Here is a 13,153-nt window from a genome sequence, read left to right as displayed (position 1 = left end):
ATCCGCAACGCCCGCTCACGCATCTCGGAGGAGTACTTCTTCGGCATCGTTCCCAATCCTGTCAAAGATGTCGGAACGAAACCCAGGGCGAATCAAAGACAGGTAAATGGCACCCAACCCAGACACCCAATTGTTGTAAATCTCCCAACCAGGCACGGTATTGGCCCCACCCGCGCTGGAACCCAGACACGAGACCAACAGACACACATAGAGCCACCCCACCCGAAAGGCGGCCAGCGAACCGGCCCAATCTCAGCCCCCCAGCACCGCCCGCGCCATCACAACCCGATCGGCGCAGCGTACGGGCATCGTCGTCCAGTAGTAGGGGAAGGTCATCACCGCGATGAACAGCGCCCACGCACGAGCACGGAGCCAGGTGTCGTCGTCGAGGCCGAGAGCGCCTCTGAACTCCTCGCGCCCGCGGCTGTCCAAGAGCTCCCAGGCGCAGATCAGGTCGACGGTCGGGTCGCCGACGGAGAGGCGCCGAAGTCGAGTACGGCGGTGAGACGACCGTCGCGGGAGAGGAGGTTCTCGGCGAGCAGGTCACCGTGGAGCCAGCGCGGCTCGGGCTCGACCACGGGCAGCGCCATCGCCTCCTTCCACACGTGTGCGACCGCGTCCAGGTCCAGATCGAGGTCGGTGAGCTCGCGGCACTGCTGCAGCCAGGACTGGAAGTCGGCGTCGAAGCCGGCGATCGAGCTGCCGCGGTACCACCGCAGCTCGGGATCGCCGAGCGCCTCCGGGGGCACCTCGGTCCGGCGGAGCCCGGTCACCACCTCGACCAGGTCGGCGGGGGTCACGTCCCCGGCCCCGGGTCGCGGCTTCTCGCCGTCGAGCCAGCGCACCACGCTCCAGCGCTCGGGATAGCCGAAGCCCGGCTCACCGACCGCAAGCACCTCGGGCGTCGCCACCGAGAGGTGGGCTGCGAGGTCGGGAAGCCGCCGTGCTTCCTGCGTGATCGCGGCTGACCCGCGCGGCCGGCGGGGGAGACGTACGAGCCATTCCTGGCCTAACCGGAAGAGCCTGTTGGTGGACCCGGTCGAGTCCAGTGGGCGGAGGGGAAGGTCTGCGTACGCCGCGACGTCGCGCCTCAGCAGGGACCGAACCAGGTCCTCGTCGATCATCAGCTCGTCGTCGTGCATCGCGGCGTTCATCGTGGCTCAGCCAACCACGCCGAGCCCCGGCCACGCGCGGAATTTTCGCGGGGGTCAGACGAGGGTGATCGAGACGAGCGCCCGGTCGCCGACCTGGAGGTCCTCCCGGCGGCGTACGTCCTTCTTGATCGGCAGCGCATAGCCTTCCTGACCTGGAAAGACCGATGTCCTCCAGGTGGTCGTGCCGATCCGCGCCTCGACCTTCACCGACCCGAAGCCGCGGGGCGGGCCGGTCGCGATCGACGCCTCGCGGATCTCCTCGGTGACCTCGGGTGGCGCGGTCACGAAGATCCAGGCGTCGGTCTCGTCCTTCCACGGCCACAGATCGGCCTCGAACTCCCAGGTCTCCATCCCGCCATCCTCTCCCGAACCACCCCGGAAAGCAGTACGTCGCGGGCTCGGTCGGCAACTAGGGTGCGGGCCATGGCTGCCCCTCGCTCCCTCGTCCAGAGACTCGCCGACACCCGTGCCCGTCTGGAGAACGACGTCGACCTGTGGATCGCGTCCGCACACGACGACCAGCCGTGGCTGGTGCCGATCTCGTTCGTGTGGTGGGCGGGCGAGATCTGGATCGCGAGCATGGGCGGTGCGCGGACCCAGCGCAACCTGTCCGCCTCCCCGGTCGTCCGCCTGGCGCTCGGTGAGCTGCGCGACGTCGTGATCGTCGACGGCTGTGCCGAGGTCGAGCCGATGGAGCGTACGCCCAAGGAGGTGCTCGAGATCTACGCGGCCAAGCAGGGCGGGGACCCGAGCAGCTGGGCCGACAGCCTGATCCGGATCCGGCCGGCCAAGGTCCAGGCCTGGCGCGAGGAGAACGAGCTCGAGGGCCGCCACCTGATGCGGAACGGCCGCTGGCTGGACGAGGACGGGTCCGATGGAAGCTGAGATCCCGCTGACCGCGGACACCTTCCGGGCGCTGGCCCGGTCGTCGCCGTGGCGCTTCTCCGCTCTGCACCTCACCTGGCGGACGCGGGACGACGGCGACGTCGAATGCTGGTTGCGCAGACCGGGCTGGCTCCGTGTGCGCGGTGCCGACGGGGATCGCGTGATCAGGGGTGATGCTGCGACGGTCGATCCGGAACCGGTCCTGCGCGCCGACGGACTCGTGGAGACCCGGCCGCGGGCCTACACCCACGACATCGGTGACCCGATGTGGAACAACTACCTGTTCGTCTCGATGCTGGATCCCGAGGAGCTCTCGGTCGACGTGGCGCTGAGCGACCTGCGTTCGGAGCCGCGAGCAGGGCGGGAGACCTGGTGGGCGAGGGCCGTGCCCGAGGACGGGTACGAGCCGCGGTGCGGATGCTGTCCGCTGCTGTGGTCCCGGGTCACCGACTGGTTCGAGTACGGCGACGGTGCCCCGGGGTGGGAGCCGCCGGCGGGCACGGTCTACCCCGAGGCGTACGACATCGCGCTGGATGTGGCGACCGGGATCGTCGTGCAGCTGAGCCCGGTCGGCGGCTCGCGGCCCGATCACGGGTTCGAGACCACGATCCACGAGGCAGAACTGTCGGTGGTCTCTGTTTAGGTGGTGGTGAGGACGACATCCGATCCAGACGGAGGAGATGTCATGACCATCAGCACGACCATCGACGAGGAGATCGAGCGGCTCGAGGAGGAACTCGGCGAGCGGCCTGCCTGTGAGTGCAGCTGCGGCAGCCCGGACAGCGACGCGGAGCCTTGTGGCGAGGTGGCGGCGTACGCCGTGACCGTGCTCTGTCCCGATGACCGCTGCACTCACACCTATCTGTTGTGCCGCGAGTGCCGCGATCAATGGGTGCAGAACTGTCCGCCACCTCACCAGCTGCGCGTCGTTGCGCTCGGGTGATGCTCACCCCACCGGCACCACCCACACGTCGGCGACCGACGGGTCGTAGTCGGCGCCGGTGTCCCGGAACCGGAGCCGCACCGTGCCGTCCGCGGTCTGCGCCGAGGGCTCCACCAGGAGCTGGTGGGTCATCGTGCCCTGCCCGCTGCCGGTGCGAGTCAGGTCGACGCTGTGCGCGACCTGACCGTCGAGCTCGATGTCGTAGGTCTTGCGTCGCGCGCCGTCGAAGGTCTCCACGATGCGGACCACGAACGATCCATCCGCCGGCACGGCGGCGTCGAACTCGAACCAGCCGCCGGGGTAGGAGGAGTGCGTGTAGCGGCGGGTCAGCCCGGCCTCCTGATTGGTCCCCGACCGCTCGGAGGCGGTCAGCCCGTGCGCCGTCTCCGAGGTCGCCTCACCGAGGTCGACATGATCGGTCGACTCCGACGGTGGTGTCGCGAGTCCGACGGTCACGGTCGCCGCCGCCTGCTCTGCCGGGGTCGCTCCGGTCGCGACCGTCAGGGACACCGGGCCGCCGACGACTGTCTGCGGCACGACGACCGCGACGTCGACGTCGGCGTCCTGCCCGGCCGGGATCTCGTAGCCCACCGGCTCTGCCGACCAGCCGGCGGGGCCGGTCAGCGACAGCTCGCCGCGCTGAGTGACGTCGCTGCGGTTGTGCAGCGTGGCGGTGATCGTCGCGGTCCCTCCGCCGTCGACCGACGCCGGGGCGCTCGACGTCGTGGTGATCTGCACGCCGGGCCCGACGATCAGGGTGCTTCCCACGGGAAGCCCGGCGGTGCCACCCGCGCGGCTGTAGGACAGCTCCCCGCTCAGCTCGGCGGAACCCACGGCGGCACCCTCCGGCACCGTGACCTCGTAGGCGTGCTCGACCTGGCCACCGGCGGGCACGGTGTCAGCGGGCGCACCGACCGGCTCGGTGGTCCAGCCGTCCGGCACGTCGAGCGACGAGGTCACCTCCTTCAGCGACTGCCTGCCGGAGTTGTCGACCCGCACCGACACCTCGACGACATCGCCGGGGAGGACCTCCTCGCCGGGGACCTGCAGCACGGCGACAGCGCCGACCAGCCGGGCCGAAGCCCGCGAGAGGCTCTTCTTGATCGCCGTCAGCCGGTCGCGCAGACCTGCCGTGGTCACTTCGGTGAGCATGCCGTTCTCGGCGTACATCTGGACGGCGCGGTCCAGGTTCGCAGCCGCGGCGAGGGCACGGTGGACCTTCTCCGCGACCCGCTCCTCCTCGACGTCACGAGCGGCGAGGTCCCAGGCTCCGCCGATCTCGCCGCGCAGCAGCGCGGTCCGTTTCGTGAGGTCGCGCTCGGCGGCGCGGCCCGCGGGGCCGTCGAGGTTCAGGGCGGAGACCTGTGCAGCCGTCGCGGCAGCCCCCGCCCGAGCGGCGCCGAGGTCGCCGAGCACGGGAGCGACCGCGAAGGCGTAGCCGCCGGATCCGACCTCGAGAACGACCACGTCCTCGTCCTCACGGACGAACTCGACGTCGTCCGAGTCCTCGATCGGTGAGCCACCCTCGGTGACCGCCCAGCGGTTGGCCGCCGGGATCCGGACCTCGGCGGTCGTGTTCGCCGGGATGGTCACGTCGAGGGTCATCGGCCCGTCGTCGGTCGCCCAGGTGCTCTTCACCGTGCCGTACAGGGTCTGCAGGCTGTAGTCGACGTGGTCGACACCCGCGCCGGGCTCGGGCGCGATCCGCACCTTGCGATAGCCGGGCTCGGCGGCCGAGACACCGGCCATGGTGCGATACATCCACTCGCCGACGGCGCCGTAGGCGTAGTGGTTGAAGGAGTTCATGCCCACGTCGTTGAACGTGCCGTCGGGGTTGATCGAGTTCCAGCGCTCCCAGATCGTGGTGGCGCCCTTGCCGATCTCGTAGCCCCACGACGGGTAGTCCTCGTGCTGCAGCAGCCGGTAGGCGATGTCGGTGCGCCCGGCCTCGGTCAGCGCGGGCAGCAGCCCGTCGACACCCAGGAACCCGGTCGAGAGGTGGTAGTCGCGCCGCTCGAGCGTCTGCACGAACTGGTCATAGACTGCGTCGCGACGGTCCTCGGGCTCGAGGTCGTTGGTCAGGGTGAGGATGTACGCGGTCTGGCTGTCGCCCTTGACGGAGCCGTCCGCGGCGATGAACGCCTGCTGGTACGCCGCCCGGATCGCCTCGAAGCGGGACTGGTACGCCGCGGCGTCGGCGTCCTTGCCGATGGCCTTCGCCATCTGCGCGAACTCCCGGGTGCTCTTCGCGACGAAGGCGGTGTCCAGGACGTCCGCGGGCGTCGGGTCGTCGAGGTTGAGCCAGTCCAGATAGCCGCCGGCGGAGCGGATGTGCCCGGTCGAGTCGGCATCGAGGAAATCGACGTAGCGCTTCATCATGTCGTAGTTCTCCGTGATGACGCCGGTGTCGCCGTAGGCCTGCCACAGCGTCCACGGCACATGCACGCCCGCGTCCATCCAGCCGGCCGACTCGTAGCCGCCGTCGAAGCGGCCGGGGACGACCGGGGCGACGCCGGGCAGCGATCCGTTGGGCCGCTGGGTGTCGCGCAGGTCCTGCAGCCACTTGGTCAGGAACGACTCCGAGTCCATGTTGTAGACCGCCGTCCGGGCGAACACGTTGATGTCGCCGGTCCAACCCATCCGCTCGTCACGGGCCGGGGTGTCGGTCGGGATGGAGAGGAAGTTGCCGCGCATGCCCCACACGATGTTGCTCTGCAGCTGGTCGACCAGGTCCGAGCTGGTGTCCAGTGTGCTGGCCAGGTCGCCGTCGGTGCCCACCACGACGCCGACGATGTCGGAGGCGTCGGGCGCCTCCTCCAGTCCGGAGATCTCGACGTAGCGGAAGCCGTGGAAGGTGAAGGACGGCTCGTACGTCTCCGGCTCGTCCGATCCGATGGTGTAGGTGTCGGTGGCCTTCGCGCTGCGGAGGTTGGCGGTGTAGAGGGTGCCGTCCGGGTTGAGCACCTCGCCGTGGCGGATCGTGACCGTCTGGCCATTCTCGCCCCGCACGGTGAGGCGGACGTGGCCGACCATGTTCTGGCCGAGGTCGTAGAGGTAGACGCCGTCGGTGGGGGAGTCGATCCGCTTCGCGGTCTCGAGCTCCTCGGTGACGCGTACGTCGACGGCTGTCTGGGGCTCGAGCACGTCGGTCGGCTCGTCGCGGACGGCGACGGCGGCCCAGTCCCGGTCGTCGTAGCCGGCCTCGTCCCAGCCGTCGACCTCGGCCGCGCGAGCGGCGTCGTACCACTCACCGTCGAGGAGGTCGGCCTCGCGGGTCGGCCCGCCGGTGGTGCGCCAGCTGTCGTCGGTGCGTACGACCTCGCTGGTTCCGTCGGAGTAGTCGACGACGAGCTCGGCGATCACGGAGTTGGCGGTGCCGTAGACGTCGGTGCCGAACATCGCGACCTTGCCGGAGTACCAGCCGGGCGCGACCTCGGCCCCGAACACGTTCGATCCCGAGCGGACCAGGTCGGTCACGTCGTAGGTCTGGTAGTCGATGCGCTTGTCGTACGCCGTCCAGCCGGGCGCCAGCTCGGCGTCGCCGACCCGCTTGCCGTTGAGGCGCAGCTCGTAGACGCCGCGCGCCGAGGCGTAGACACGGGCGCGGGAGACCTTCTTCGATCCGAGGTTCACCTCCTTGCGCAGCAGCGGCACCGCGTCGTCGCCGCGCAGCCACGCCTCGCCGCCGGCGTTGTCGACCCGGAGCCCGTCGGCGGTGACGGTGCCGGCGGTGAAGGTGCGGTCGCCGGTCGGGAAGTCGGTGTCCACGAGGGCGGTGCCACCGGCGCTGGTCACGGTCACGTCGTGGACCAGTCCGTGCTCGGCACCGCTGGTGCGGAACCCCATGACCCCGGGCCCGGCGAAGGTGGCGTCGGTGCGCCGGTCGAGCTGCTGGCCGTCGATCGTGGTCGTGATCGTGTCGCCTGCGACGGTGATCGCGTAGTCGTGCTCGGCGGCGAAGTCGAAGCCGCTCGGCACCGGCTTCGCGGCGAGCACCGAGTAACCGCCGTTGCGCTTGACGTGCGGGCGAAGCGCGTCGTCGGACTCGCTGAACTGCCACATGTAGGCGTTCTCGGTGTCCTCACCGCGGAAGTAGACGCCGAGGGCTCCGCCGATGTCGGACGCGGTGAACTCGATCGTGTAGTCGGTCCACTCCGCGCCCAGCTCAGGAGTCTCCGCGCCGATCCAGTCCGCGGTCCACGCCTGCTCGCCGAGGCCGGTCGAGAACGTCGCCGGATCGCTCCACGCGGACGCGACGCCCTCGTCGTCCCAGACCCGCACCGACCACACGTAGTCCGTGCGAGGCTTCAGTGCACGCCCGGCGTACCGGATGTCGACCGACTGCCCGGACTTCACCTTGCGGCTGTCCCACACGTCGGGCGAGGTGAGCCGTCGCGCGGAGGACGCGACCCGGATCTGGTACGCCTTCTGGGTCACCCCGCGGCGGTCGGAGTCGAGCTGCCACCCCAGGGTGGGGGCGGTCGTCGCGATGCCGAGCGGATCGACCAGCGCATTCGTACGCAGCTCGCCGACGACGGGGACGGAGCCCGTCGCCACGTCTTCGGTCGATGGGACGGCGCTGGCGGCGAGTGGGGGCAGTGCAGGGGAGAGGATGACGGCGAGGGTGGCCGTGACCAGCCCGGCGATGTGTCGGCGCACGCGGACTCCTGAGATCGAGGAATTGAAACGCTTCACCAAGTATGGCGTGCGTCACATTCTGTGTGCACCGACTTGGCCGCATCCGGCCACGCCATCGCTTCGACCCAGGGTCAGGACGTGAGGTCGTCGAGGGAGTCGGCGTCGACGATCCGGTAGGCATAGCCCTGCTCGGCCAGGAAACGCTGGCGGTTCTGGGCGAAGTCGGCGTCGACGGTGTCGCGGGAGACGATCGTGTAGAAGTGTGCGGTCTTGTTGCCGTCGCCGGGCCGCAGCAGCCGGCCGAGCCGCTGAGCCTCCTCCTGCCGGGAGCCGTACGCCCCGGAGACCTGGATCGCGACCTCGGCCGAGGGCAGGTCGACGGAGAAGTTGGCGACCTTGGAGACGACCAGCAGGTCGATCTCGCCGGCGCGGAAGGCGTCGAAGAGCCGCTGTCGCTCCTTGACCGACGTCTTGCCCTCGATCACCGGGGCGTCGAGCGAGGCGGCGATCTCGTCGAGCTGCTCGAGATACTGCCCGATCACGAGCGTCGGCTTGCCGGCGTGGGAGGCGACGATGTCCTTGACCACGTCGATCTTGTGGTGCGTGCACGACGCGATCCGGTAGCGCTCGTCGGGCTCGGCGGTGGCGTAGACGAGCCGCTCGTCGGCGGGCAGGGTCACCCGCACCTCGACGCAGTCCGCCGGGGCGATCCAGCCCTGCGCCTCGATGTCCTTCCAGGGAGCGTCGTAGCGCTTGGGTCCGATCAGGGAGAACACGTCGCCCTCGCGGCCGTCCTCCCGCACCAGCGTGGCGGTCAGGCCGAGCCGGCGGCGGGCCTGCAGGTCAGCGGTCATCCGGAAGATCGGGGCGGGCAGGAGGTGCACCTCGTCGTAGACGACCAGGCCCCAGTCGCGGGCGTCGAGCAGCTCCAGGTGGGGGTAGGCGCCCTTCCGGCGCATGGTCAGCACCTGGTAGGTGGCGATCGTGACCGGCCGGATCTCCTTGACCGACCCCGAGTATTCGCCGATCTCGTCCGCGGTCAGTGAGGTGCGGCGTACGAGCTCGTCCTTCCACTGCCTCGCGGAGACGGTGTTGGTGACGAGGATCAGGGTGGTCGCCTGAGCGTGCGCCATCGCAGCGGCGCCGACCAGCGTCTTGCCGGCGCCGCAGGGGAGCACGACGACCCCGGAGCCGCCGTGCCAGAACGACTCCGCAGCCTCTGACTGGTAGGGGCGCAGCGTCCAGTCGGTGGTGTCCAGCTCGATCGGGTGCGCCTCGCCGTCGACGTAGCCCGCGTAGTCCTCGGCCGGCCAGCCGAGCTTGAGCAGCGTCTGCTTGAGGTTGCCGCGCTCGGAGGGGTGGACGACGACGGTGTCCTCGTCGAGCCGCCCGCCGAGCATCCCGGCGACCTTCTTCGCCCGGATGACCTCCTCCAGGACCGCCCGGTCGGAGGAGACCAGCACCAGCCCGTTGACCGGGTTCTTCTCGAGGCGGAGGCGGCCATAGCGGGCCATCGTCTCGGCGACGTCGACCAGGAGCGCGTGCGGAACGGGATAGCGGGAGAACTCCAGCAGCGTGTCCACCACCTGCTCGGCGTCGTGCCCGGCCGCGCGTGCGTTCCACAGGCCCAGCGGCGTCAGCCGATAGGTGTGGATGTGCTCCGGTGACCGCTCCAGCTCGGCGAACGGCGCGATCGCCTTGCGGCACTCACCTGCCCGAGCATGGTCGACCTCGAGCAGCAGCGTCTTGTCCGACTGGACGATCAGGGGGCCGTCGTTCACCGGACCAGCCTACGGTCCGACGCTCAGGCCGCGCGGTCTCCGGCACGCCACTCCCGCGGCGTGACCCCGTAGGCCCGGCGGAAGGCGCGGGTGAAGGTGAGCGGGTCGTTGAACCCGCAGGAGTACGCGACGGCGCCGATCCCGCCCGGAGGCTGATGCTCGGAGCCGAGCATCTCGGCGGCGACAGCGAGGCGCACGGAGCGGAGATAGGCCGCCGGTGAGCTGCCCGACTCCTCGAAGACCTGGTAGAGCCGTCGCCGGGAGACACCGTGGCGGCGGGCGACCTCATCCATGGTCAGCGCGCGGTCCGCGGCATGGTCGCGCAGGTGCTGGCGCACGGTGTGGTGCAGCCCGGCGGTGGTATGCGGGGTGACCGGTGCGCTGGTGAACGCGGAGTGGATCATCACCGCGGCCAGGTCCCGGACGACGGTCGCCACCTCGGCCGAGCTCTCCGCCTCGGGGAGCGCGGCCGCGTAGGAGAAGAGGGCACGTGCCGCCGGCGCCTCCTGGACCCGGGGGAGTGCGACCCGGTCCGCGGCCTCGCCGAGCATCCCGCTCGGCAGCCGCATCGAGGATCGCGAGACCTGGACCAGGAGCTGCTGCTGGCGCGGCGCGGAGTAGTCCACGAGATAGGGGGCGTCGACCCGGTAGACGGACACCGACCCGGGCTGCACTGCGACGGTCCGGGACCCGGAGGAGACCGTGCCGGTGCTGGAGCGCTGCAGCGACAGGTGCAGGTCGTCCCCGCCGGCGCCGCGGGCGAGCCGGGCGGTGCGGGTCGAGCTGTGGCCCGAGGACGTCGCGAGCGCGACCGCGATGCCGTCGTCGAGCTGGGTGTGCTCCATCCGGCCGGTGAACCCGGGCTCGACGTCGTTGCAGGCCAGAGGCACGAAGCAGTTGCTCACGACCGACTGCCAGGCGTCGGCGCTGTCGACCTCGACCACCGCGCTCATCTCGTCCTCCTCCCGTCTGAAATGAGCCTAAGGAACGTGATGCCGGTCACGCCCGGCCCCGCCCGGCACCGTGCACAAATCGTCGGTTCAGGCGGCGGCGACCCACCGTAGCGTCGGTGCGGCGCCAGCCACCAGAGGCTGCTGTCGCCGGATGTAGACGAGGGAGTGTGATGGGGTTCTTCGACCAGGACCAGTGGACCGGCAGGGCGTACGTCGGGGGCTGGGTGAGGCTGAGCGGGACGCTGGAGGTGTCCGCGCCGGCGACCGGCGAGGTGATTGCCTCGGTGGCCTCCGGAGAGGCCGCCGACATCGACCAGGCCGTGAGCCTGGGCGTCGAGGCGCAGCGGGAGTGGGCCGTCCGGCCGGCCGAGGCGCGCGCCGAGGTGATGCGCCGGGCCGCCGCGATCCTGGCCGACCATCAGGACCTGCTCGTCGACTGGCTCGTCCGCGAGGCAGGCTCCGGCCAGGGCAAGGCCGCTTTCGAGGCCGGGCTGGTCGCCGCCGAGCTCCACCAGGCCGCCGCGACCGCGCTGATGCCCTACGGGCAGCTGCTCCAGTCGTCCCACCCGCGGCTGAGCGTCGCCCGGCGTCGCCCGGTCGGAGTCGTCGGCGTCATCTCGCCGTTCAACTTCCCGGCGATCCTGGCCGCCCGCTCGGTCTTCCCGGCGCTCGCGCTGGGCAACTCCGTGGTCCTCAAGCCCGACCCGCGCACCAGCGTCGGCGGCGGGCTGTTCCTCGCCGCGCTCCTGGAGGAGGCCGGGCTCCCGGCCGGGCTGCTCGCCGTCGTCCCGGGACGGGTCGCGGCCGGTTCGGCGCTGGTCGATCATCCAGAGGTGCCGGTCATCTCCTTCACCGGCTCGACCGGGGCCGGCCGGGTCATCGGGGAGCGCGCCGGGCGCCTGCTCAAGCGGGCCCACCTCGAGCTCGGCGGCAACAACGCCTTGATCGTGCTGCCCGGCGTCGATGTCACCGCCGCGGCCTCGGCCGGCGCCTGGGGCTCCTTCCTCCACCAGGGCCAGATCTGCATGACCACGGGCCGCCACCTGGTCCACGCCGACATCTACGACGAGTACGTCGCGACCCTGGCCGCCAAGGCCGCGGCCATCCCCGTGGGCGACCCCACGACCGGCGTACCTCTGGGTCCGGTCATCGACGCGGGTCAGCGGGACAAGGTGCACGCCCTGGTCACCGGGTCGATCGAGGCCGGCGCGAGACTGGAGACGGGCGGGACGTACGAGGGCCTCTTCTACCAGCCGACGGTGCTGTCCGCGGTGACGCCGGAGCATCCCGCGTTCGCCCACGAGATCTTCGGGCCGGTCGCACCAGTGACCCGGTTCGAGACCCTCGACGAGGCGATCGAGCTGGTCCGCCACAGCGACTACGGCCTCTCGGTCGGCGTCCTCACCACGGATCCGTTCGCGGGCTACGAGCTCGCCGACAGGATCCCCAGCGGGATCGTGCACGTCAACGACCAGACCGTCGACGACGAGGCCCAGGCGCCATTCGGTGGCGTCGGCGACTCCGGCACCGGCGCCCGGTTCGGTGGCCACGAGGCCAACATCGACGCCTTCACCGAGACCCAGTGGGTCACGGTGCAGTCGCAGATCCAGGCGTACCCCTTCTGAACCCTCTCGGGTCCCCCACAGATCCACCTGATCCACCTGAGACAAGGACGACGCACAATGAGAACGAAACGGATGTACACGGCGCTGGCCGCCGGAGCGCTGCTGCTCGCCGGCTGCGGAAGCGAGAGCGGAGCCGGGAGCGGTGCGAGCGCCGACGCCGACGTCGAGGCCGCGCAGGCCTACCTGGAGCCGTGGAACGGCGAGGGCGAGAAGGAACCGCTGATCGATGAGCCGCTCTCCAAGCCCATCGCCCCAGGCGCCGAGGTCGTCTATCTCGATGTCGGCACCCCTGTGAGCGCGGTGATGTGGGGCAACCTGCAGGCGCCGGCGAAGCTGCTCGGGCTGGAGCTGGAGCGGGTCGAGGTCGGCCGGGACGCGCAGAGCATCAACGCCGCCATGAACACCGTCGTCGAGAAGGCGCCCGACGGCGTCATCAACATCACCCTGGACCCGGTCTTCTTCGAGGCGCAGACCAAGGCGCTGGCGGAGAAGGGGATTCCGATCGCCTCCGGGTCGGTGATGAACACCGTCGAGCACGATCTGCCCGAGGCGTTCAATGGCCCGGACTGGATGAAGGCCAACGGCGCCGCGCTGGCCGCGGCTGCCGTGATGCGCTCGGAGGGCGCGAGCGAGTACGTCTTCTACAACGTGCCCGAGTTCCCGTTCTCGCCGCTGGAGCTGGAGGGGGCGAAGGCGAAGATGAAGGAGCTCTGCCCCGACTGCACGCTGCGCACCGTCGACATTCCGATCGCCGAGCTGGGCTCCACCGCGGCCGACCGCGTGGTCAGCGACCTGCAGGCCAACCCGGACACGGAGTACTTCATCGCCGCCGTCGACGAGGTCCAGATCGGCCTGCCCCAGAAGCTGAAGCTGGCCGGCATCGACACCAAGGGCATCGGGATGTGGACCTCGCCGCCCAACTACGAGCAGATCGGCTCCGGTGACCAGGACGCGACCCTCTCGGTCGACCTCAGCCTGATGATGTGGACGGTCCTGGACCAGCTGCTACGGGAGATGAACGGCGACGCGTACGAGTGGCCGGCGACCGAGGTCCGTGCCTCGACCCTGACCCGGGTGACGGACGCCGAGAACCTCCCGGAGGACGCGACAGTCGGCTACCAGGCGGTCGAGGACCTCGAGGCGCTCTTCGCCAAGATCTGGCTGGTCGACTGAG

Annotated in this window: 11 protein-coding genes; 5 read left to right on the top strand and 6 right to left on the bottom strand. The window is 70.4% G+C overall.

Features of this window, described 5'->3' with window-relative positions; translation table 11 throughout:
- Positions 1 to 252: 252 nt before the first annotated feature.
- The 3 genes from ABZ796_RS06435 to ABZ796_RS06425 are packed head-to-tail and all read right to left on the bottom strand — an operon-like array spanning position 253 to position 1,505.
- On the bottom strand, positions 253 to 432 hold the full coding sequence (locus ABZ796_RS06435) for a hypothetical protein (protein ID WP_357335504.1): 180 nt from the start codon (positions 430 to 432) through the stop codon (positions 253 to 255).
- A 17-nt stretch (positions 433 to 449) separates the two neighbouring features.
- A complete protein-coding gene (locus tag ABZ796_RS06430; protein ID WP_357335502.1) occupies positions 450 to 1,154 on the bottom strand; it encodes a phosphotransferase in 705 nt (234 codons plus the stop codon).
- Positions 1,155 to 1,208: 54 nt separating this feature from the next.
- Positions 1,209 to 1,505, bottom strand: a complete 297-nt coding sequence (locus ABZ796_RS06425; RefSeq protein ID WP_357335500.1) for a DUF1905 domain-containing protein — start codon at positions 1,503 to 1,505, stop codon at positions 1,209 to 1,211.
- A gap of 72 nt (positions 1,506 to 1,577) precedes the next feature.
- Here ABZ796_RS06425 and ABZ796_RS06420 point away from each other — a divergent pair, with 72 nt between their 5' ends.
- From ABZ796_RS06420 to ABZ796_RS06410, 3 genes are read left to right on the top strand one after another with little or no spacing between them, the layout of a single operon-like run.
- Positions 1,578 to 2,039 (top strand): pyridoxamine 5'-phosphate oxidase family protein, encoded by a 462-nt coding sequence (locus tag ABZ796_RS06420; protein WP_357335499.1) that lies wholly within the window; start codon positions 1,578 to 1,580, stop codon positions 2,037 to 2,039.
- Positions 2,029 to 2,682 (top strand): hypothetical protein, encoded by a 654-nt coding sequence (locus ABZ796_RS06415; RefSeq protein ID WP_357335497.1) that lies wholly within the window; start codon positions 2,029 to 2,031, stop codon positions 2,680 to 2,682. The genes ABZ796_RS06420 and ABZ796_RS06415 overlap by 11 nt, the downstream gene beginning before the upstream one ends.
- 42 nt (positions 2,683 to 2,724) lie before the next feature.
- Complete coding sequence (locus tag ABZ796_RS06410; protein ID WP_355224344.1) at positions 2,725 to 2,982, top strand: hypothetical protein; 258 nt, start codon at positions 2,725 to 2,727, stop codon at positions 2,980 to 2,982.
- 3 nt (positions 2,983 to 2,985) lie between these two features.
- On the opposite strand, the gene ABZ796_RS06405 is transcribed toward ABZ796_RS06410, so the two are convergent.
- From ABZ796_RS06405 to ABZ796_RS06395, 3 genes are all read right to left on the bottom strand, one after another.
- Positions 2,986 to 7,641: a family 78 glycoside hydrolase catalytic domain gene (locus ABZ796_RS06405; protein ID WP_357335495.1), complete on the bottom strand. Its 4,656-nt coding sequence runs from the start codon at positions 7,639 to 7,641 to the stop codon at positions 2,986 to 2,988.
- Between the two features lie 110 nt (positions 7,642 to 7,751).
- On the bottom strand, positions 7,752 to 9,401 hold the full coding sequence (locus ABZ796_RS06400) for a DNA repair helicase XPB (protein ID WP_357335493.1): 1,650 nt from the start codon (positions 9,399 to 9,401) through the stop codon (positions 7,752 to 7,754).
- Positions 9,402 to 9,424: 23 nt separating this feature from the next.
- Complete coding sequence (locus tag ABZ796_RS06395; RefSeq protein WP_357335492.1) at positions 9,425 to 10,354, bottom strand: AraC family transcriptional regulator; 930 nt, start codon at positions 10,352 to 10,354, stop codon at positions 9,425 to 9,427.
- A 170-nt stretch (positions 10,355 to 10,524) separates the two neighbouring features.
- Between ABZ796_RS06395 and ABZ796_RS06390 the strand changes: the two genes are divergently transcribed.
- Positions 10,525 to 11,979, top strand: a complete 1,455-nt coding sequence (locus ABZ796_RS06390) for an aldehyde dehydrogenase family protein (protein ID WP_357335490.1) — start codon at positions 10,525 to 10,527, stop codon at positions 11,977 to 11,979.
- Between the two features lie 57 nt (positions 11,980 to 12,036).
- The gene (locus tag ABZ796_RS06385) at positions 12,037 to 13,152 is read left to right on the top strand and encodes a substrate-binding domain-containing protein (protein WP_357335488.1); all 1,116 of its coding nucleotides are present in this window, start codon (positions 12,037 to 12,039) and stop codon (positions 13,150 to 13,152) included.
- Position 13,153 lies beyond the last annotated feature (1 nt).

The organism is Nocardioides sp. NPDC047086 (assembly GCF_040643685.1).
Taxonomy (GTDB): domain Bacteria; phylum Actinomycetota; class Actinomycetes; order Propionibacteriales; family Nocardioidaceae; genus Nocardioides.
Note: the sequence above shows the minus strand (reverse complement) of the source record. Positions and strands in the feature narration are given on the sequence as shown.